This window comes from Arthrobacter wenxiniae (assembly GCF_013376105.1).
Taxonomy (GTDB): Bacteria; Actinomycetota; Actinomycetes; order Actinomycetales; family Micrococcaceae; genus Specibacter; species Specibacter wenxiniae.
In genome coordinates this window covers 1-20,281 of record NZ_JAAMFM010000033.1, presented here as the reverse complement: position 1 = coordinate 20,281, position 20,281 = coordinate 1, and the positions used below count along the sequence as shown (strand labels likewise).

The following is a 20,281-nucleotide window of genomic DNA, read 5'->3' as shown; positions in this document are numbered from 1 at the left end:
CGGGGTGTCATCGCCTGCGCAACCGGTCCCGGTACGCGGCGGACCTGATGACCGGGGCCATGATGGCCGACATATGCTGGGCGAGGTATGTTTCGCCGGCCGCATTGGGGTGTTCCAGGTCGCCGGCAAGGTCCTGCGCGGCGGCGGCCAGACCCGGCGCCCCGGCATCGTTGTCCGAGCCGAAAAGCACCACCAGCTGGGATTGCGAATTCACTGCCCGGTTCACCAGGTCCAGGAAGAGGTCCCCGAGCTCGCCGGGCCGGACGTAGCCCGCCCCGTTTTCGGAGGCGTTGGTGATCTCCGCCTTGCGGCCCTTGGCGGCGAGGAGTGCCTGGGCCTGCCCGGGCCAGGTGTTGCCGGGCGTCTTGTACCCGGCGCTCAGGGAGTCGCCGATGGTGTCAACGTGGACGGTCTTGACCGGAACCGCGGCGGGAACTCCGGCGTGGGCAGCAGCCCCCACGCCGACCGCCACCAGCACCACCATGGCGACGGCCATGGCGCCCCGGCCCTGACAACGGGCCAATCTGGAGACAAGCCAGGCAGCCGGCCGCCGCGTCCTGCGGCGGGTCACGGTGCCGCGCCCGTGGCCGGTGGAAGGTTCCCCGGCGTGCGGCGAAGGAAATCCGCGGCGAAATGGCTGCCCCGGCACCGCTGGCGCCTCAGTCAAGCAGCAGCGCCGGCTCCTCCATGATGGCCGCCACGTCCGCCATGAAGCGCGCGGACAGGTCCCCGTCCACCACGCGGTGGTCGAAGGACCCGCCCAGGGTGGTGATCCAGCGCGGGATGACCTCCCCGTCCAGCACCCAGGGCTTTTGCTTGATGGTGCCGAACGCCACGATCGCCACCTCTCCCGGGTTGATGATGGGCGTGCCGGTGTCGATGCCCAGGGCGCCAATGTTCGTGATGGTCAGCGAGCCGCCCTGCATGTCCGCCGGCTGCGTCTTGCCTGCCCGCGCCGTGGTGGCGAGCGAGTTCAGCGCAATGGCCAGCTCCCGTAAGGACAGCTTTTGCGCATCCTTGATGTTCGGCACCATGAGCCCGCGGGGCGTGGCGGCGGCGATCCCGAGGTTCATGAAGTGCTTGATGATGATTTCCTCACCCGTCCACGTCGCATTGACCGAGGGGTTGCGCGCAGCCGCCCAAATGACGGCCTTGGACAGGATCAGCAGGGGCGAGACCTTGATGCCCTCGAAGTCGCGGGAAGCCTTCAGCCGCTTGACGAACTCCATGGTGCGCGACGCGTCCACATCGACAAAGATGCTCACGTGCGGTGCCGAAAACGCGCTCTCCACCATGGCCTTCGCGGTGGCCTTGCGCACGCCCTTGACCTTGATGCGCTCCACGCGCGGGTCGCCGGCCAGCCCGGATCCGGCGCCCGGCGCCCAGAACGTGGCCGCCCCGTCCTGCTCGGCCGTCCGCTGGTCCTGGTAGCTGCGCAGGTCCTTCTTGGTGACTTCGCCGCGCAGGCCCGTGGGCGAGACGTCGGCCAGGTTGATGCCCAGGTCCTTCGCCGCCTTGCGCACCGGCGGCTTGGCCAGCACGCGGTTGGCCGCGCCCGCCGCGTTGACGTTCGACGCCGGGACCCGGGCGGGTGCCTGGGCGGCAGCGGGCGCCGGGGCGGCGTCGGGCGGGCGGACCACGGCGGCGGCCGAGCCGGTGCGCGGGCGGCGCTTCACGGCGTCGGCCTTGGGGCCGGACCCCACTAGGGGCTTCATCTCCCCGGCAACCGGCCCCGCAGCTGCGGGGGCGGGCACCGCCGCGGGTGCGCCGGCGCCCGCGCCGATGGCGATGATGGGCGTGCCCACCGCCACGGTGTCGCCCTCGGCCACCATCAGCTCCGCCACCGGTCCGGCGTAGGGCGAGGGGAGCTCCACGATGGACTTGGCCGTTTCAATCTCGACGATGACGTCGTTGACGGCGACGACGTCGCCCGGCTTGACCTTCCAGGAGACGATCTCGGCCTCGGTCAGGCCCTCGCCGACGTCGGGCAGGTTGAAGAGGGAGCGCTGGGGCATGTTGGCCTTCCTAGTAGGTGAAGGCGCGGTCCAACGCCTCCAGCATGCGGTCAATGTCCGGCAGGTAGTGCTCTTCGGCGCGGGCCACCGGATAGGGCATGTGGAAGCCGCCCACGCGGATCGCCGGCGCCTCCAGGGAGTAGAAGCAGCGTTCGCTGATCCGAGCGGCAATTTCCCCGCCGATCCCGCCGAAGGTGGGTGCCTCGTGGGCCACCACCAGCCGGCCCGTCCTCGTCACGGATTCCTCGACGGCGTCAAAGTCGATGGGCGAGATGGAGCGCAGGTCGATGACTTCCACGCTGTGGCCGTCCTCGGCTGCCGCGTTGGCCGCGGCCAGGGCCACGGGGACCAGTGGCCCGTAGGCCGCGATGGTGGCGTCCGTGCCGCCGCGGACCACCTGGGCCGTGAACGCGTCCTGCGCCGGGTGCTCGGTGTCCACCTCGCCCTTGAGCCAGTAGCGGCGCTTGGGCTCGAAGAAGATGACCGGGTCCTTGCACGCCACCGCCTGCTGGATCATCCAGTACGCGTCGTTGGCGTTGGACGGGGTGATGATGCGAAGGCCGGCCGTGTGGGCAAAGAGCGCCTCGGGGGACTCGGAGTGGTGCTCAATGCTGCCGATCCCGCCGCCGTAGGGGATGCGGATGACCACGGGCGCGCTGAGCTGGCCGTCGGAGCGGGTGTGGATCTTGGCCAGCTGGGTGGTGATCTGGTTGAAGGCCGGGAACACGAAGCCGTCGAACTGGATCTCGCAGATGGGCCGGTGGCCGCGCAGCGCCATGCCGATCGCGGTGCCCACAATCCCGGACTCGGCCAGCGGCGTGTCCATGACGCGGTGCGCGCCGAACTCGGCCTTGAGGCCTTCGGTCACGCGGTAGACGCCGCCCAGGGAGCCGATGTCCTCGCCCATCAGGAAGCTCCTGGGGTCGTTCTCCAGGGTGGCGCGCAGCCCTTCGTTGATCGCCTTGGCAATGGTCATGGTGGTCATGCGGCACCGCCTTGCGAAGTCGGGGAACCGGCGTCGGCAAAGGACGCCTCGTAGTTTTCAAACCAGGCCAGTTCCTCGGCCACCAGTGGGTGGGCCTCGGCATAGACGGTGGCAAATTTTTGCCGAATGTCCGCCCCGCCCAGCGCCAGCGTAGCCCGGCGGACATGGGCAGCCAGCTCATCGGCGTCGTTTCCCAGCTGCTCAAAGAAGTCGTCACCGGCCAGGCCCTCGGCACGCAGGTACCTTTCCAGGCGCTCCAGCGGGTCCTTCGCCTTCCACGAGTCCTCCTCCTCGTTCAGGCGGTACTTCGTGGGGTCGTCGGCGGTGGTGTGGGCGCCAATCCGATAGGTCGAGGCCTCGATCAGGACGGGGCCCCTGCCGGAGCGCGCATGCTCCAGCGCCCACCGTGTCACGGCGTACACGGCCAGGACGTCGTTGCCATCCACGCGGATGCCGGGCATCCCGTAACCGCCCGCGCGGTTGACCAGCGGGAGTTTCGACTGCACCTCGAAGGGGACGGAGATGGCCCAGTTGTTGTTTTGGCAGAAGAACACCACGGGCGCGCTGTAGGAGGCGGCGAACACCATGGATTCGTGCACGTCGCCTTCGCTGCTGGCCCCGTCGCCGAAGTAGGCGACGACGGCGGCCGGCTCGGCGGCGCTGTCCAACGCCAGGTCGCGCTGGATGCCCATGGCGTAGCCAACGGCATGCAGCGTCTGGGCGGCCAGCACCAGCGTGTAGAGGTGAAAGTTGCTTTCCCGCGGGTCCCACCCGCCGTTGGAGACGCCGCGGAACAGCTTGAGGAGGTCAGCCAGATCCAGCCCGCGGGTGAGGGCCACGCCGTGCTCGCGGTAAGTGGGAAAGGCGTAGTCGGCCGTGGCCATGGCGCTCCCGGAGCCGATCTGCGCGGCTTCCTGCCCCACCACGGGCACCCACAGGGCCAGTTCACCCTGGCGCTGCAGGGCGGTCGCCTCCGCGTCAAAGCGGCGCACCAGCGCCATGTCCCGGTAGAACCCGCGCAGCGTGCCGGCGTCCAGGGCGTCGATGTAGGGGCTGAATACGCCGTCCGCATGGCGCATCCCCCCTTCGTCCAGCAGTTGGACCATGTCGCCAGCGCCTACCGCGTTGGCCTGCAGCACGCCGGCGGAAGGCCTCGTGCCGGTCGCTGCTTGCTGGGCAGAGCCCATACCGTCTCCTCGTTTGCCGGGCCGCAGCAGCTCCGTGGGGTCCACTGTGCCGGCTCGTTGGTGTCGATATATGCCTCCATGGGAATGTATTCCGTGAAGTGCATATATTTCCAATTTCGATTTACAACTGTATCGGCACAGTCCCGCTTTGCATGCCTTTGTTAATCGCTAGGAACCGCGCGGCGCTTTTGTATAGGAGGCACAGATCTCCAGAAACCGGGTGTTGGCCTCCACCTCGCCAATGCTGACGCGGACGCCCTCGGTGCCGAACGCCCGCACGGAGAGGGCGTGTTCGCCTGCCAGCGCGGCAAATCCGGGGGTGTCGACCCCCAGGTTGAGCCACACGAAGTTGCCCTGGGCCTCCGGAATGTCCCAGCCGAGTGCTTTCAGGCCCGCTGTGACGCGGTCGCGTTCATCCACCAGGCTTTGTACTCTTTCCACAACCTGGCCGTAGTTCTCCAGCGATGCGACGGCGGCCCGCTCGGCGATGCCGGACACCGCGAACGGGGTGGCGGCGGCGCGCAGGTAGGCGGTGACTTCCGGGTTCGACACCGAATAGCCCACGCGGAGCCCGGCCAGGCCGTGGGCCTTGGAGAAGGTGCGCAGCACCACGACGTTGGGGTACTTGCGGTACATCGCGATGCCGTCCGCCGCATCCTCCGCGCGGACAAATTCCTGGTACGCCTCGTCGATGACGATGACGACGTCGGAGCGCACCTCGCGGATGAAGTCTTCCGTTTCAGCGGTCCGGAGCACGGGGCCCGTGGGATTGTTCGGCGTGCACAGCAGGACCACCTTGGTGTTTTCGGTGATGGCGGCGGCCATGGCGGGCAGGTCGTGGGTGCCGTCGGCGCGGACGGGGACCTGGACGCTGCGGGCGCCGGCGAGCCCCACGCAGATGGGATAGGCCTCGAAGGAACGCCAGGCGTAGACAACGTCGTCGGCGGTGCCGTCGTCGTTGGCCCCGGCAAAGGCCGCCAGGATCTGGTTCAGGGCGCCGAGGGACCCCGCGCCGGTGACGACGTCGTCGGCCGGGACGTCCAAAAACGTGCCCAGCGCGGTGCGCAGTGCCGTGCAGCTGGTGTCCGGGTAGCGGTGCACCTCCAGCGTGCCGTGCAGGAGCTCGAGCACCGCCGGGACCGGGCCCAGCGGGTTCTCGTTGGACGACAGCTTGAAGCTTTCCAGCCCGGGGATCTCCACCGGCGGCTTGCCGGCCGCGTATTTGGGCAGCCGGCCCACGACGGGGCGCGGGTGGACGCCGGATTGCTGGGCTTGGCTGTTCAAGGTCATGCCCCTAGCCTAAGTCAGCCGGCCCAAGTCAGCAGGCAGGGCTGGGCGCGGAACGCGGCGTGTGAAAGCATTGAAGCATGAAGAGAATTGTGTTGCAGGTCCTCGTCAACGCCCTTGCCTTGTGGATTGCCGCCTGGATTCTTCCCGGCGTGGCGGTGGTGAACACGGGTACCAGCGGCCTGGACACGTCCAATGCAACCGTCAACAAGGTGCTTGCCTTTGTTTTCATCGGCCTGGTGTTCGGCGTGGTCAACGCCCTGGTGAAGCCGGTGGTGAAGATCCTGTCCCTTCCCGTGACCATCTTGACGCTGGGCCTGTTCACGATCGTCATCAACGCGGCCATGCTGTGGCTGACCTCGTGGCTGAGTTCGTACACGCCGGTGCACTTCACCATTGACCACTTCTTCTGGACGGCCGTCCTCGCTGCGCTCATCATCAGCCTCGTCTCCATGCTCATGGGCGGCCTGACACGGTCCCGGGCCCGCCGGTAACCGCCGCTCCCGCCCCGGGGAGCGGAAGAGGTGGAATGTCCGGTTCCGGAAACAGGCGGCCGGGCTTCATGGGCCTGGGGACTGTCGGCATGACCGGCTTGGATTTCGCTTCGGTTTTCGGGCCATCGGCGTCCCTGCCCTGGTAGACCTTGCGCGACACGGTCGCGGGACCGCCGCCGGCCGCGGCGGTTCCCAGGAAGAGCCCCACGCTGTCCCGCACCGCCTTGATGCCGGGGTCGTTGCTCTGCTCCAGCGCCGTGGCGTCGTCGATGTAGTTCCCAAGGTCGTGGGCATCCTTGATGACGTCGCCCGTGCCCTTGCCTTCGGCAGCCCCAGGCCGGTGGGACGTCACCGTCACCCGGTTCACCGAGTTGGGCGGCGGGCCGTAGTCCGCGGCCGCAACAAGGTCGTCATCATTTTGCAGGTCCAGGACCAGGACGTTGGGGGCGACGGGCAGGTTTCTGGCCGGGGCTCCGGCAATGATGATCATCTTGACGTTGAAATCGGCCAGGAACGCCGGATTTGCGGCAGCGGCCGCCGCGTGGATCCCTCCGCCGCTGTGGCCGGTGATCAAGACGTCGTCCGTGGGCAGGGCCCCGGCATCCGCCAAGGCCTGCCTCATCAGCTCCTGGACCACGATCTGCTGCTGTTCGAACAGGGTCTGTTGCCCCGCGGTCATGCCTTCCAGGTCTCCCTCGAAGTCAAAGGGATTGGCGCTGTCCACCTTTGACCAGTCCTCCGTGCCCGGCAGGTGCACGATCCACGCCCGTGTTCCGTCGGGCCGGTCAAGGCGGTCCACCGCAATGGACCCCGGAGGGTATCCGTAGGCGTCCTGGCTGCCGGCGAGCAGGCCGGACACACTGGGGTCGACCGCGAGCTGGACGTCCCCGGACAAGTCCGGGACGGCATGGCCGGGGCGCCAGTCCCCGGCGCGGCCATGCCATTCACCGGCCGGAACCGCCCGCAATTCAAGGTGCCCCGGCCTGGCCAGCCCGCTCCAGTCGACAAACTTCCGCACGCCGGCGGCGGGCAACGCTCCGGACCGGCCCCTTCCTTCGATCGGCGAGCGGCCCAGGAGGTAGCCCAGGCCGACCGCCGGCCCCAGCAGGCCCGCAATGTAGGCGGGCCCGTCGTTGAGCATGTCCTCAGCGGTGTCCCGCATCCCTTGCCGGTCCGCGCCATCCCGGAGCACGTGGTATTGCCACCACAGCACGAGTGGAAGGAAGATGCCCGCCGTCGAGGCCTGCACACCGTCGAAAAGCGCCCTGCTGCGCCGGGCCCTTTCGCGCGCCACCGTCTCCGCTTCGGCTTCCTCATAGCGCCGGGCGGCCGCCGATGCATGCGCGGCCAGTTCCTGCACTCCCCGGGCCGCGGCCGCCACTGATCCCTGAGCCGAGGCAAGTCCACCCGCGGCCACCCCCGCCGCAAAGTGCGTGGCCTCGGCTCCCTGCAGGCCGGATGCCTGAAGCCGTGCCGTGAAGCTGGAAATCCACTCGAGTTCGCTGTCCAGGGTGGCGGCCACCTCCCCCATGTCCTGCGCGACCAGGTTGATGCGGCCGGCCGCCGCCTCTATTTCCGTCAGCGTGTAGTGCACCCGGCCGGCGCCGCCGGTGATGCTGAAACTGGTTTCGCCGTCGCTTTGTCCGGCCACGTCCTAACCTCCAAGCATTCCGGGGCCCCTGGCGCTCAACGCATCGAGGGCCCGGGCGTAGGCCGCCACGCAGTCGGAAGCCGCCCTGACGTCCGAGGAGGCGCCGGCCAGGGCCGATCCGCGCAAAGCGGCCTCCCCGCGAAACGCCTCCCCCGCCTTCGACGACCACTCCAGGGCGGCGGCTGCCGACAGTCTGGCGCGGCCGGCGTCAATCTCGCCGGCCAGCCGCGACAGCCGTCCGGCCAGGGCGGACACGTCCCCGGGAGACGTGTCCGGTGCCCAAAAGACGGACGGCCCCGCACAGTGTTGTGTGCCGAACGGGCCCCCAGCACCAATCCGCCCATTGTCGCGCCCCGCCCCGCTGAATTGTCCACCGGACAGGCCCGGCGAGTACCCCATGGCCCAACCTCCCCTGTTCCCCGCTCCGCCCACGCCCACATCCATTCCCGGAGGGGCCTCCCTTCCGACAGTAGGCATGGCCCGGGGCCCGGGCCAGTGCCCCAGCCCGGAGTGGGGACAAGGTGGAGGGACGCGGCGGCTGTGCAGGGAGCGGCACGGCCCCAGGCATGGCCCGGGGACACACTGGACGAAGAATCCGCGGTTCGTGAAAGAATTGGGCCATGTCTGATTCCCCCTCCGCCATTTCCCGCATCCCGTCCGGCCGCCTGTCCCTGGCCGCGCACCCCGGGCGCATCGCCCTGGGCCCGCTCGACGGCCGGTATTCAGGCGCCGTGGCGCCGCTGGTGGATTACTTGTCCGAGGCGGCCCTGAACCGCGACCGTGTGGGGGTCGAGGTGGAATGGTTCATCCACCTGACCAGCAACAAGGTGCTGCGGGGCGCTGAGCCGCTGACCCCCGAACAGCAGGAGGGCCTGCGCGCAATCGTCACCGAGTTCGACGACGACTCGATCGCTGAACTGGCGGAGATTGAAAAGATCACCGTCCACGACGTCAAGGCCGTGGAGTACTTCATCGGCAACCGACTCGCTGCCCTGGGACTGGAGCGCCTGAAGCCCCTGGTCCACTTCGGCTGCACCAGCGAGGACATCAACAACCTCTCCTATGCCCTGGGCGTCAAGGGCGCCGTGGAGGACGTCTGGCTTCCGGCCGCGAGGAGCCTGGTTGCCAAGATCACCGACATGGCCGAGGAGAACCGCGCCGTGCCGATGCTCTCGCGGACCCACGGCCAGCCGGCGACGCCCACCACGCTCGGCAAGGAGCTGGCCGTCACGGCCCACCGGCTGACCCGCCAGCTGGACCGCATCGCGACCACGGAGTTCCTGGGCAAGATCAACGGCGCCACGGGCACCTACTCGGCCCACTACGCGTCCGTGCCGGAAGCCAGCTGGCAGGACGTTTCCCGCGGGTTCGTCGAGGGCCTGGGCCTGACGTGGAACCCGCTGACCACCCAGATTGAATCGCACGACTGGCAGGCGGAGCTGTACGCCGACATGGCGCGCTTCAATCGCATTCTGCACAACCTGTGCACGGACGTCTGGAGCTACATCTCCATCGGATACTTTGTGCAGGTCCCCGTTCCGGGCGCCACCGGCTCCTCAACCATGCCGCACAAGGTCAACCCGATCCGCTTCGAAAACGCCGAAGCCAACCTGGAGATCTCCAACGCCCTGTTGGACACCCTCGCGGCCACCCTGGTGACGAGCCGCTGGCAGCGCGACCTCACGGACTCCTCCAGCCAGCGCAACATCGGCGTCGCTTTCGGCCACTCCCTGCTGGCCATCAACAATGTCCTGGGCGGCCTGGGCCGGCTGGACACCGCCGAGTCCGTGCTCGCCGACGACCTTGACCACAACTGGGAGGTGCTCGCCGAAGCCATCCAGATGGTCATGCGCGCCGAGGCCCTGGCCGGCGTTCCCAACATGGAGGACCCGTACGAGCGCCTCAAGGACCTCACCCGCGGCCGCCGCGTGGATGCCGCGCGCATGCAGGAGTTCGTCTCAGGCCTGGGTCTGTCCGAAGCAGCCCGGGCCCGCCTGCTCGCCCTCACCCCGGGGACCTACACGGGCATCGCCGAGTCCCTGGTGGACTACCTGAAAAAGTAGCCGCCAAGGAACGGCGGCGGCACCCCAGCGGCGCATTTGGCGCACCTGGGGTGCCACCTGCGTTGCCCGGACGCCATCCGCCCGGTAACCCGTCGACCGACCTCTAACGGACCAGCAGATCAAGATACACCTGGTAGATGGCCGGTATGGCCACAAAAAGGCCGGCAACCATCGCGGCTCCCCACACCATCCGGCGTCGCAGCGAACTCGCGACGTCACGGCGCAAGGTCTCGAACCGGGCCATTAAGAGTGCAGGGTCGCCGTCGCCCGGCGGATCACGGTGCCACGTCAATGGCCGGCAGGCCGCCGCAGCAATCTGTGCCGCTTCCTGCGCCGCAAGCCTCTGTGGCTGCCGGTAAAACCACCGAGGGAGCCCGCGGGCGTCAACCACCTCCACGCCATCCGGCTTCCGCTTGATGTTCAACCGCAGGGGGCTGACCACCACCACCATGGGCGTAACCGCCACTGGATGCCCCACGGCCCTGCCAAGGATCCTTGCGGCCCGGTTGGCCTCGAAAAGGGAGTTGCGGATGTGCGGCAGCCTTTTCCCGTTGACCATGAACGTGCCGCCGGCCACCCACACCTTCTGCCCGGAATGGTTTTTGGTGTTCACGGTGAAGACACCCTGCGGGCCAATAATGACATGGTCGATGTCCGATGTTCCGGCGCCGACGGGGACGGCATGTACCACGGTGCAGCCCGGCCCCAGCCCGGCGAGCAACCGTCCCACCTCAAATTCGCCCAAGGCACCCTTGAACCAGGCGGAGGTGTCGGGCGTCAGCGGACTTGCCCCAAACAGCCGCGCCAGAAGGCGTCGTGGCGGAATCTGGCCCTGCCGGCGAAGGAGCTCGGCAACAACAGCCTGCCCCGGGAACCGGGCCCGCAAGTCCGGGGCGCCCGGCCCGCCAACATCATCCCGGTCTGAAATATCGCCCGTCACATCCGCCGCCTCTCCACCCATGCAGGACGCCCAACGCCGTCGTCGAACTGCTGCGCTGCCCTGGTGCACCGAGCCTATGGCATGGACGGGGCTGCGGCCAGGGCCCGTCAAAAGGAATACAGGCCCCGCCCCAGGCCCCGGCCGACCCAGAGCGCGCAGGGCTGCGTGGAGCCACCGCGCACGCCAAGGCACGGCGGCTTCGGGTCGATCACGATGTCCCCATCCTCATCCACCCGGAAGTAGCGGGGGTTGGGAAAGACGACGTTCATCAACATCTCGCAGTCGCAGTATCCGCCCTTCTGGGCCATCCGCCGCTCCAGGGCCGTTGCCCGGGGCGCCCGCATGGCGCGGTAGCGTCCCATCCAGTGCCGTCCATGGCAGCCGAATTCGAGCATCCGCAAGACGTAGCAGGCCAGGCACTCGCGCGGCCGCGGCATGGTCATGGCCTCGGAAAGCTGGTGAAGTTCGCTTTCCATCCCGGCGATCAATTGGGCACCTTCAGAGCTTGCATCCATTGCCTCCCCCTTCTCCTGCCTCCAGCATCTGCCTGCGCCAGCGGACAATCCACCGCCGAGGCGGCAATTGTGGAAGGCGGAGGGCCGTGCCGTGCCTGTGGAGGGATGGCGCCCGTGAATCCGGCCCCGTGGCGCCCGTGCTACAACGGCCCAGTCCATGCATCGGATGTATGGTCGGCCACCTTATTGGAGTCACCCCAAAAAACGCCCATTGCGCGTAACTATGCGCAAAACCCTCCTTAGAATCAGGACCTACCGTTAGCTTGGACGAGATACAGCTGATATGTACGCGAAGGTGAACTGTAACGACCCCGTCCTTGCCAGGCACGTCGCGGGGCCGACGGACCACCAACAGCACAAAGGGGACCGCGAGGATGTTCTGCGGCAAATCAAGGCAAAGCGCGGGACCAATCGTGCGGCACCGCGGCACCGCGGCATCCCGGCCCTGGCCGCGGTGGCCGCGGTGGCCATGGTGGCGGTGCTCATCATTCCTGCCTTGCCCGCCCGGGCGGCGGGATCATGCACGGCGTGCTCCGGCGCATCGACGGGGGCGAATTGCAGGTGGCACAGTCCGGGGTGCAGCTCGGCGGCGGAACGCAGGGCCGCGCCACGACCCCACGGACCTGGGCTTTCTCGGGGACGTCACGTTCACCCCCACCGGATCCGCCACGATGTCCACGATCGTTTCCGCCGGCGGCAACTTCTACATCGGCGCCCAGAACGGCAGGCTCCGATACGGCTTCGACTCCCTGTCCGGGGCTTCGAGGTGGTGCACCGACATGCAGGAAGCGGACTACCCGGCCCGGAAGCAGGAGCACGCGCTGTCCTTCCACTATCTGCCGTCAGCCTCGGCACCACCCTCTCGGTGATGCTCGACGGCGTCGTCCTTCCGCCCGTCACGAGCGACGACCCTGCCCAAATTGCGCCCGGGCTGGGGTCGGCCTTCGTGTTTGGCAATGAGGTCAACCCCCAAGGTTCCGACCGCGGCTTCACCGGCACCCTGCATGAGGTCCGCCTTGCCGCGGCCACGTCAGTGTTCCACGCGGGAGACTTTGAGCTCCAGCCCAAGGCCGTGGTGGCCGTGGGCGGCAACGACGTCCGCTGGATCGGCAACGAGGACGGCACCGCCCGCCAGAACGAATGGAACGTGGTCCCCGTCAGCGTCCCCGCCGACGGCGGCAAGATCAGCGCCGTACCCGGTGAGACGGACGCCAATCGTGGCGCCCGCACCTCCATGATCCAGTCGGTGCAGTCCGGCGCCGCCAACAGCCTGCACTGGTGGCCCGCCGAGGCGGACATGAAGCCCACGCAGGGGTGGTTCGCCCACCCCACCGATGTGCCGAAATCACCGGCCGCCCTGCAGGGTTTCCCGGCCGAACGCCAAAAGGCCCTGGCCCAGGGCAGCACCGCGGAAATCGACCTGGGGTCGCCACAGGCAGTGGATCGCATCGCCTTGAGCGAGCACGTCGGCAACATCGGCGTCCTGCGCATCCACAAGTTCGCCTCCACCGTCACGGCCCAGGAGTTCCGCATCACTGTCACCGCCACACGCGCGCCCGCGTTCCTCTCCAACATCTCGCCGTACGGGACACTGGCCGCCGTCCCGGAACCGGCCGGGGACCTCCCTCTTGACTGTTCGGCCCCCTTGGCGGGCACGGGAACGCGGGACCGCCCGTTCAACCCGCTCGAGCAGTTCCGGCAGGCGGAAATCTCCGCCGGTGCCACCATCCATGTGAAGGCAGGCACCAGCTGCGCGGCCTCGGACACCCCCTTTTGGGGCTATGGCACCACGGACGCGCCCATCACCGTCACCACGTACGGCGGCGGCGCGGCGCCAGTCGTCGGCGGCACGTCATTGACGGAAGCCTTCGCGAGGCTGGCCGCCCAGGGCTGGGTGGTTAAGGACCGCGGTGCAGGGCGCGCCCGCCGGCCAGTGGGGCTACGTGTACCTGAACCGGCACGGGCAGCGGTTCGGCCGGTTCCTGGCCGACACGGGCGGTACCGTCACAGTCACGGTCCCCGAAGGAACCGGGAACGGCCTCGACACGCTGGTCCTGCCGGACAAGGACGGCAGGCGGGTTTCCTTCGGGGCCTTCCACGTCACCCCGTAGCGGCTACGGACTCCAGTTGCCTTCCGGAGCCGTCGCTAAGCCCCGGGCCGCTGGAAGGCCGCGATCCGCTCCACACCCTCGCGGACGGCGTCATACCCCGCGGCAAAGCTCAGCCGTACCGTGCGGCCGCCGCCGACGGTGTCAAAGTCGAGCCCCGGCACCACGGCCACGCCCGCTGCTTCGAGCAGGGCCGAACAGTAGGCCGCCGAGTCGGCAAACCGGTCCATGGCGGCGCCAAGGCCGGCATAGAGGTAGAAGGCGCCGTCGGCCGGGGCGGCACCGGCCCAGCCCAGCCGGCCAAGGTTCGCCAGCACGAAGGCGCGGGTGCGGGCAAATTCCGCCACGGCCGCATCGGCCTCGGCATAGGATTCCGGGCTGAACGCCGCCACGGCCGCCATTTGGGCCGGGGCGGGCGGGCACAGGGCCACATTGCCGGCGAGCGCGTCCACTGTCCCGATGAGGTCGTCCGGCACCAGGGCCCACCCCAGCCGCCAGCCCGTCATGCCCCAGTACTTGGAAAAGCTGGAAATGACGACGCCGCACCGGTCCATTTCCCAGGCGCAGACGCCCCGGGGATCGGGGTCGCCCGCGGCGGGGTAGGTGATGCCGTGGTAGATCTCATCGCTGATCAGGCGGGCCGCGTTGCCAGCACACCACGCCGCGAGGGCAGCCAGCTCCTCCCGGGAGACCATGGTTCCCGTGGGGTTGGCCGGCGAGGCCAGCACCAGCCCGGACAGCGGGCCGTGGTCGCGGACGGCGGCGTCAAGCTGCGCGGGCGTGGGTTGGAAGCGGGTGTCGGGGCCGCAGTCCAGCTCCACCACCTCGATCCCGAGTGCACGCAGTATGTTCTTGTAGGCCGGGTAGCCGGGGCGTGCCAGGGCCACGCGGTCGCCCGCATTGAACGCGGAGAGGAAGGCCAGGAGGAAAGCCCCGGACGAGCCGGTCGTCACGGCGACATTGCGCGCCGGAATGTCCAGGCCGTACCAGCGCCGGTAGTGGCCCGCAATGGCATCCCGGAGCTCGGAAATGCCGAGTGCCGGCGTATAAGTCAGTGGGGTCCCGGCTCCGTGGATGGCCGCGGCCGCTGCCGACACCCCCGACGGCGCTCCGCCGCCGGGCTCACCGGCGCACAGCGAAACGACGTTCCGGCCCGCCTCACGCAGCTCGGCCACCCGCGCCAGAATGTCCATCACGGCAAACGGCGGCACCTGGGCGCGTGCGGCAACGGTCAGCGGTCGGTTCATGGCAGGCTCCTGGCGGGAAACGGCGGCGGCGCGGCGGCGCGGCCGCAGCTTCCAGCTTGCCACACGGGCCCCCGCCGCACCCGAAAGCACGGCCATGGCCGACTGCGGGCGCCGCTAGGACAGGCCCTTGCCGATGATCGGGATGCCGGTGGTCGGGAAGGATCCGGGGAACACGGCCTTGGTTGCCACGGGCGCCGGCTGCAGGGGCACCTTGACGTCGTCGCCCGGGGTGAGGAGCAAGGTGGTGCCGCGCACGTCCACGGCCAGCGGTGCGACGTCGCGCCCGTCCTGGAGGCTGAGGGTGATCGAGTCGGCGGCCAGGGCAACGGACAGCAGGATTCCCCGCACGGTCAGCTTGAAGGACAGGCTTTCCCAGCCGAGGGGCAGTCGCGGGTCAAAGTGTAACTTGTCGCCTTGGTCGCGCATGCCGGCGAAACCACACACCAGGGAGCTCCAAATCCCACCGGCCGAGGCGATGTGCACCCCGTCCACGGTGTTGGCGTGGGTGTTGTCAAGATCGATGAAGACCGCTTCGGTGAAATGCTTCAAGGCGGTTTGGCCATAGCCCACCTCCGCGGCCATGATGCCCTGCACGCAGGCGGACAGGGTGGAGTCCCCCGTGGTGATCGGGTCATAAAAGTCGAAGGCGCGCTGCTTTTCCTCGTCCGTGAAGTCCTGCCACTGCAGGAACATGGCCAGCACCGTGTCGGCCTGCTTGAGCACCTGGTGGCGGTAGATCACCAGCGGGTGGAAGTGCAGCAGCAGGGGGTACTTGTCCCTGGGTGTGGACCAGTCCCACGGCTCGAGCGTCATGAAGTCCGCGTCCTGGCTGTAGACCTCCAGGTGCGCGTCGTAGGGCAGGGACATGCGGCGGGCGGCCTGCTCCCAGACCTGCCGTTCCCGCTCGGAGACGTCCGGGCGTCCCTGGACGGCGGCCGCCTTGCGCAGGTTGAAGCGGGCCATGACGTTGGTGTACAGGTTGTCGTTGACCACGGCAGTGTATTCGTCCGGGCCGGTGACGCCGTGGATGTGGAACATGCCGTCCTTGCCGAAGAAACCCAGGGACACCCACATCCGGGCCGTCTCAATGAGCAGGTCGGCGCCTATTTCTTCCCGGAAGGTGGGGTCCTCGGTGGCCCATTCATAGCGGTTGGCGGCAAAGGCGATGGCGGCGGCGATGTGGAACTGCGCCGTGCCGGCCGCGTAGTAGGCGCTTGCCTCCAGCCCGTTGATGGTGCGCCAGGCAAACAGGGCCCCGTCCACGCTCAGCTCCGCGGCGCGGCGGCGGGCCGTCGGGAGCATTTGGTGCCGCGATTCGAGCACCTGCCGGGCTGCGTGCGGATTGGTGTAGGTCAGGTAGGGCAGCAGGTAGATCTCCTGGTCCCAGAAATAGTGGCCTTCATAGCCGGCTCCCGTGACGCCCTTCGCCGGGATGCCGGAAACGCCGGCCCGGGCGGTGGCCTGGGCCAGCTGGAACAGGTTCCAGCGCACGGCCTGCTGCAGCTCAGGTTCCCCGCCCACCACAATGTCCGCCATTTCCCAGTAGCGGCGGTAATGGTCGGCGCTGTCAGCGAAGATGGCCTCGACGTCCAGCAGCGCCGCGCCTGCTTCGGCGGCAAGCACCGCGCCCCGGTCTTCTGCGGCGCTTTCCCCGCCCACCGCATAGCTCACGGTCTTTTCCAGCCGAAACGTCCTGCCTTCCTCGACGGCCAGGACATAGCGGACCGTTGAAACGTCTTCGGCCACCAGGGTCTCAAAAGGCTGCTCCTCCGAATTGATCTGGTGGCGGACGGCCAAGGCCACGCGCTGGCGCGAGGAGGCCGTCTCCCACGCCAGGTCCAGGGCGCCGCCGGTCCCTTCCAGATAGAGCGGTTGCAGGATCCTGTCCGCATGGCGGCCGGGCCTCCGGGGGTCGTTGAGGGACGGCTCGGTGGCCGGCTGGTCCTGCCGGTCCACGACCGCGCTCGTCACGTCGACATAGACTTCCTGGTCCGCCGAGATCGTCAGTTCAATGCCCAGGGATCCGCGGGATTCAAAGCCGACGGCGCGCCGCAGCACGGTGGTGACCGTGGCGCCGGAGCGGGCCTCCCAAACAATGGCGGATTCATAGATGCCGGTGGCAAAGTCGATGCTCTGCCGGTAGTCCAGGACCGTGGACTCGGTCAGCTGCAGGTGTTCGCCGTCGATGATGACGGTGAAATTGCTGGCGTCCGGGACGTAGACAATGCGTTGGCCCGTCCGGGCAAAGCCGTAGGCGTTCTCGGCGTGTTGGATGTCCCAGGTTTCATAAAAGCCGTTGATGAACGTGCCCGGCAGCACCCCGGGGCCGGAAAAGGCATGTGAACCGCGGGTTCCCAGGTGGCCGTTGCCCAGGGCCATGAGTGTCTCCATGGTGCCTTCGCTGTCCAGGTCAAAGGAAGTCTCCACCAGCTTCCAGGGGTCGCAGGGGAAGCGCTGGCGGTCGGAATTGATCAGTGCCATGTAATTATTCTCTCCTCCGGAGGAAGTGAAGTCTCAAGCTGGGGCTGCCGGGCAGGGGCTACAGCAGTTCGGCGAGGTCGTCCACCACAAGGGTGGCGCCGGCGTCGAGCAGCGCCTGGCGCCCGGCGCCACGGTCCACACCAATCACGGCGCGGAAGTCGCCGGAGCTCCCGGCCTGGACGCCCGAGACGGCGTCCTCCACCACAACGCAGTCCCGGGTGGGCACGCCCAGCAGTTCCGCCGCATAGCTGAAGGTGTCGTGGTTCGGTTTGCCCGGCAGCCCGCGTCCGGCCGCCAGTTCGCCGTCGACCACCACGGGGAAGTGGTGGTCCAGCCCGGCCGCCTTCAGCACGGCCGGTGCGTTGCGGGAGGAGGAGACGACGGCGAGCTTGAGGCCGCGGGCCAGTGCGGCCTCCACGAAGCGCACCGAGCCCGGGTACGGCTTCACCCCGCCGCTCTCGATGATGGCGTTGAACACCGCGTTCTTGCGGTTGCCCAGGCCGTGGACGGTGTCGTGGGCGGGGTCGTCATCCAGGGGGCCCTCGGTCAGGGTGATGTTGCGGGAGGCCAGGAAGTCGCGGACGCCGTCAAAGCGGGGCTTGCCGTCGATGAAGTCGAAGTAGTCGCTGTCCCGGTAGCCTGCGTGGCCGGTGTCGGCCAGAAAGCCGTCGAAGAGCTGCCGCCAGGCCTGCTCGTGCACCAGGGCGGTGGGCGTCAGCACGCCGTCGAGGTCAAAGAGCAGTGCCGTGGCGGCGGTCCAGTCGAAGCTGGTGTTGACGGTGGTTCCTGTCATGGTTGCAATCCTATTCTTCGCTGGGGCTGGTGGTTGTCCGTTGGAAGAGGTTCACCCTCCCAGCATATGCCGCCGGGCCGGGCGTCGTGCGGTTTTTCCGGCCGCCCGGCGCCAGGTCCAGGCAGTCCGCGGCATAGGCTGGTGCGGTGACTGAGATGACGCCCCCTGTCCGCCGCGAGCTGGTCCAGCCCATCGTCCTGCTCGTCGACCGGGTGGAACCGGCCGGCCGGGACGAAGGCATTGCGGCAGCCGCGCTGGCCTCGGTGCAGGCATACCTGCAGGCGCCGGACCACCCCGGCTGGGCACCCTGGGCTGCCGGGGCGTTCGCGAAGTCCGTGCGCCGGGCCGATGCCAGGATGTTCGCCAAGGTCGAGGAGGCCTTCCCCGGCCACGCCCTGGCCGCGGTGGGCGCGGCGCGCGCCGTGGGCCTGCCGCCGATGCCGGCGGATGCGCTGCCAAAGCTGCTGGCCAGGCTGCAGGTGTCCGGCACGCAGCTGCCCGACGGCCCGCCGCTGGCGCCCCGGGCGCTGACAATAGTGCTCAACGGCTCGCTGGCAATGTCCACCGGGAAGGCCGCCGCGCAGGCCGCCCATGCCCTGTTTGCGTGGCTGCTCGACGCCGGAAGGCCCGCCGTGGATGCCTGGGCCGCCGCGGGGTTCCCCGTGGGCGTGGTCCACTTGCCGGCCAGGGATTTCCGCAAGGGGGCGCGGAAGGCGTCCGGGCCGCTCATCCACGACGCCGGCCGCACCGAGATCGAGCCCGGTTCCGCCACGGCGTACGTCACAAGGACGGCCACGTAGCCCTTCCCCGGCCGCACCGGACTGGCGCTACTCGGCGGCGGCGAGCTGGCCGCAGGCGCCGTCAATCTCCTTGCCGCGGGTGTCGCGCAGCGTGGTGGGCACGCCATGCGCGATCAGCGTGTCGATGAACTCCTGCATGACGTGTGGTTCGGAGGAGGTCCAGATGGAGCCAGGCGTCGGGTTCAGCGGGATCGGGTTCACATGGACCCAGCCGCGGCCGCGCTGGTTGAGCTTCCTGGCGAGGAGTTCGGCGCGCCAGGGGTGGTCGTTCATGTCCTTGATCAGCGCGTACTCGATGGAGACGCGGCGGCCGGTGACCTTGTAGTAGTTGTAGGCGGCGTCGAGGGCGTCGTCGACCTTCCACTTGTCGTTGACCGGGATCAGGTCGTCGCGCAGCTCGTCGTCGGGCGCGTGCAGGGACAGGGCGAACGTGACGGCCACGCCCTCCTGCGCCAGCTTGTTGATGGCCGGGACCAGGCCCACCGTGGAGACGGTGATGCCGCGGGCGGACATGCCCAGGCCCTCGGGGCCGTCGGCCACCATGCGGTGCACGGCGTTCATGACACGCTTGTAGTTGGCCAGCGGCTCGCCCATGCCCATGAAGACGATGTTGGTGACGCGTTCGGCGTCGTGCCCGCCGTCGCGCCGAAGGTTGCCCAGGCCGCCCTCGGCGATGACCCGGTTCGCCTGGACGATCTGATCCAGGATCTCGGCCGTGGACATGTTGCGGGTCAGCCCGGCCTGGCCCGTGGCGCAGAACGGGCAGTTCATGCCGCAGCCGCACTGGCTGGACACGCACAGGGTGACGCGGCCGGGGTAGCGCATGAGCACGGACTCCACGAGCGAGCCGTCAAAGAGGCGCCACAGGAACTTGATGGTGTCGCCGTTGTCCGTGGTGAGGCGCTTGACCTCGGTCAGCAGCTTGGGGAACATGGTGGCCGTGATCTCGGCGCGGCGGTCCCTGGGAAGATCGCTCATCAGCTCGGGGTCGGTCGTGTAGTGCTGGAAGTAGTGCACGGAGAGCTGCTTGGCGCGGAACGCCGGCAGGCCCATCTCCTTGAACTTCGCCTCGCGTTCGGCCAGCGTCAGGTCAGCCAGGTGGGTCGGGGGCTGCGACACGCGCGGGGACTTGAACTGCAGCAGCGGGCGGCCCCCCGGATCCTTCGCCTGCTGCCAGCCCTCGGTGGCGGGCTTGACCTGGGCGGCGCGGCGGGCGGGGCGCAGCTTGGCGGCCGTTGCTGCGGGCGCGTCGGCAAGTGCGGGGGCGTTTTTGGGGGAAGTCATCCTTTCCATTGTCCCCTACCGCGGGACTTCTGTCCTACCGTGGCAGTCAATGTCACATTTGGACGCACTCAAGCCGCGGGCGACGCGCCGGCGCGGGCTAGTCAACAAACTCGGACTGGGTCTCGATGAAGTTCCACTCCCTCCCGGTCAGCGTCCCGTTGGCGACCTCGCCCCCTGCGGCCCTTACCGCCGCCAGGACATGCTCCGGCACCGCTTCCGCCTCGAGGTTCTCACGCAGCCACTCCTTCGCCGGCAGGTCAAGCTCGAGCCACCACAGATGAATTTCCATTCTGGCCACCCCCTTGGATGTCCTTAAACGGTAGGTCCGTTCCCGGTGGGATTCAATGGTTCAGCGGACCAGCCTCACCGCCGCCAGCACGACGGCGACGAGCGGCAGGACAAGCGGCAGGGCGAGCCGCACCAGGGCAGCA

General features: G+C 68.6%; 21 protein-coding genes. 5 read left to right on the top strand and 16 right to left on the bottom strand.

Annotated features, from left to right (window positions below):
• Positions 1-7: 7 nt before the first annotated feature.
• The 5 genes from G6034_RS16610 to G6034_RS16590 form a co-directional block, all read right to left on the bottom strand.
• Positions 8-496 carry an SGNH/GDSL hydrolase family protein gene (locus tag G6034_RS16610; protein ID WP_176636227.1) on the bottom strand — a complete coding sequence of 163 codons (489 nt, stop codon included), beginning with the start codon at positions 494-496 and terminating at the stop codon, positions 8-10.
• Between the two features lie 163 nt (positions 497-659).
• On the bottom strand, positions 660-2,015 hold the full coding sequence (locus G6034_RS16605) for a dihydrolipoamide acetyltransferase family protein (RefSeq protein WP_176636226.1): 1,356 nt from the start codon (positions 2,013-2,015) through the stop codon (positions 660-662).
• A 10-nt stretch (positions 2,016-2,025) separates the two neighbouring features.
• A complete protein-coding gene (locus tag G6034_RS16600; RefSeq protein ID WP_176636225.1) occupies positions 2,026-3,000 on the bottom strand; it encodes an alpha-ketoacid dehydrogenase subunit beta in 975 nt (324 codons plus the stop codon).
• Positions 2,997-4,187, bottom strand: coding sequence for a pyruvate dehydrogenase (acetyl-transferring) E1 component subunit alpha (gene pdhA / locus G6034_RS16595; RefSeq protein WP_425485538.1), 1,191 nt, complete (start codon positions 4,185-4,187; stop codon positions 2,997-2,999). Before pdhA ends, G6034_RS16600 begins: the two co-directional genes overlap by 4 nt.
• Positions 4,188-4,355: 168 nt before the next feature.
• Entirely contained in the window at positions 4,356-5,477 is a 1,122-nt protein-coding gene (locus G6034_RS16590; protein WP_176636224.1) for a histidinol-phosphate transaminase, read from the bottom strand.
• Positions 5,478-5,554: 77 nt separating this feature from the next.
• Here G6034_RS16590 and G6034_RS16585 point away from each other — a divergent pair, with 77 nt between their 5' ends.
• The gene (locus tag G6034_RS16585; protein WP_176636223.1) at positions 5,555-5,968 is read left to right on the top strand and encodes a phage holin family protein; all 414 of its coding nucleotides are present in this window, start codon (positions 5,555-5,557) and stop codon (positions 5,966-5,968) included.
• Here G6034_RS16585 and G6034_RS16580 read toward each other — a convergent pair.
• The gene (locus tag G6034_RS16580) at positions 5,931-7,619 is read right to left on the bottom strand and encodes a hypothetical protein (RefSeq protein ID WP_176636222.1); all 1,689 of its coding nucleotides are present in this window, start codon (positions 7,617-7,619) and stop codon (positions 5,931-5,933) included. The two genes, G6034_RS16585 and G6034_RS16580, sit on opposite strands and share 38 nt — an antisense overlap.
• A 3-nt stretch (positions 7,620-7,622) precedes the next feature.
• Positions 7,623-8,018 carry a hypothetical protein gene (locus G6034_RS19575; RefSeq protein WP_218064005.1) on the bottom strand — a complete coding sequence of 132 codons (396 nt, stop codon included), beginning with the start codon at positions 8,016-8,018 and terminating at the stop codon, positions 7,623-7,625.
• Between the two features lie 221 nt (positions 8,019-8,239).
• Here G6034_RS19575 and purB point away from each other — a divergent pair, with 221 nt between their 5' ends.
• Positions 8,240-9,682, top strand: a complete 1,443-nt coding sequence (gene purB, locus G6034_RS16570) for an adenylosuccinate lyase (protein WP_176636220.1) — start codon at positions 8,240-8,242, stop codon at positions 9,680-9,682.
• A 103-nt stretch (positions 9,683-9,785) separates the two neighbouring features.
• Here purB and G6034_RS16565 read toward each other — a convergent pair whose 3' ends face one another.
• The gene (locus G6034_RS16565) at positions 9,786-10,622 is read right to left on the bottom strand and encodes a nuclease-related domain-containing protein (protein ID WP_343038122.1); all 837 of its coding nucleotides are present in this window, start codon (positions 10,620-10,622) and stop codon (positions 9,786-9,788) included.
• Between the two features lie 107 nt (positions 10,623-10,729).
• A complete protein-coding gene (locus tag G6034_RS16560) occupies positions 10,730-11,137 on the bottom strand; it encodes a DUF2695 domain-containing protein (protein WP_218064004.1) in 408 nt (135 codons plus the stop codon).
• 671 nt (positions 11,138-11,808) lie between these two features.
• Between G6034_RS16560 and G6034_RS16555 the strand changes: the two genes are divergently transcribed.
• On the top strand, positions 11,809-12,006 hold the full coding sequence (locus G6034_RS16555; protein WP_176636218.1) for a hypothetical protein: 198 nt from the start codon (positions 11,809-11,811) through the stop codon (positions 12,004-12,006).
• A 161-nt stretch (positions 12,007-12,167) separates the two neighbouring features.
• Here G6034_RS16555 and G6034_RS16550 read toward each other — a convergent pair whose 3' ends face one another.
• Together G6034_RS16550 and G6034_RS16545 are read right to left on the bottom strand one after the other, a co-directional pair.
• On the bottom strand, positions 12,168-12,413 hold the full coding sequence (locus G6034_RS16550; protein ID WP_218064003.1) for a hypothetical protein: 246 nt from the start codon (positions 12,411-12,413) through the stop codon (positions 12,168-12,170).
• Positions 12,414-12,482: 69 nt separating this feature from the next.
• Positions 12,483-12,632: a hypothetical protein gene (locus G6034_RS16545; RefSeq protein ID WP_176636216.1), complete on the bottom strand. Its 150-nt coding sequence runs from the start codon at positions 12,630-12,632 to the stop codon at positions 12,483-12,485.
• A gap of 415 nt (positions 12,633-13,047) precedes the next feature.
• On the opposite strand from G6034_RS16545, the gene G6034_RS16540 reads away from it, so the two are divergent.
• Positions 13,048-13,248, top strand: a complete 201-nt coding sequence (locus tag G6034_RS16540) for a hypothetical protein (protein WP_176636215.1) — start codon at positions 13,048-13,050, stop codon at positions 13,246-13,248.
• Between the two features lie 35 nt (positions 13,249-13,283).
• Here G6034_RS16540 and G6034_RS16535 read toward each other — a convergent pair whose 3' ends face one another.
• From G6034_RS16535 to G6034_RS16525, 3 genes are all read right to left on the bottom strand, one after another.
• Complete coding sequence (locus tag G6034_RS16535) at positions 13,284-14,492, bottom strand: aminotransferase class I/II-fold pyridoxal phosphate-dependent enzyme (RefSeq protein ID WP_176636214.1); 1,209 nt, start codon at positions 14,490-14,492, stop codon at positions 13,284-13,286.
• Between the two features lie 114 nt (positions 14,493-14,606).
• Positions 14,607-16,973 carry a glycoside hydrolase family 65 protein gene (locus tag G6034_RS16530; RefSeq protein WP_176636213.1) on the bottom strand — a complete coding sequence of 789 codons (2,367 nt, stop codon included), beginning with the start codon at positions 16,971-16,973 and terminating at the stop codon, positions 14,607-14,609.
• Between the two features lie 58 nt (positions 16,974-17,031).
• Positions 17,032-17,766 (bottom strand): HAD family hydrolase, encoded by a 735-nt coding sequence (locus tag G6034_RS16525; RefSeq protein ID WP_176636212.1) that lies wholly within the window; start codon positions 17,764-17,766, stop codon positions 17,032-17,034.
• Positions 17,767-17,921: 155 nt separating this feature from the next.
• Here G6034_RS16525 and G6034_RS16520 point away from each other — a divergent pair, with 155 nt between their 5' ends.
• On the top strand, positions 17,922-18,566 hold the full coding sequence (locus G6034_RS16520) for a peptidyl-tRNA hydrolase (RefSeq protein ID WP_176636248.1): 645 nt from the start codon (positions 17,922-17,924) through the stop codon (positions 18,564-18,566).
• A gap of 27 nt (positions 18,567-18,593) precedes the next feature.
• Here G6034_RS16520 and rlmN read toward each other — a convergent pair whose 3' ends face one another.
• Both rlmN and G6034_RS16510 read right to left on the bottom strand, forming a co-directional pair.
• A complete protein-coding gene (gene rlmN, locus G6034_RS16515; RefSeq protein WP_176636211.1) occupies positions 18,594-19,850 on the bottom strand; it encodes a dual-specificity RNA methyltransferase RlmN in 1,257 nt (418 codons plus the stop codon).
• A 97-nt stretch (positions 19,851-19,947) separates the two neighbouring features.
• Positions 19,948-20,139 (bottom strand): hypothetical protein, encoded by a 192-nt coding sequence (locus G6034_RS16510; RefSeq protein WP_176636210.1) that lies wholly within the window; start codon positions 20,137-20,139, stop codon positions 19,948-19,950.
• Between the last annotated feature and the right edge of the window lie 142 nt (positions 20,140-20,281).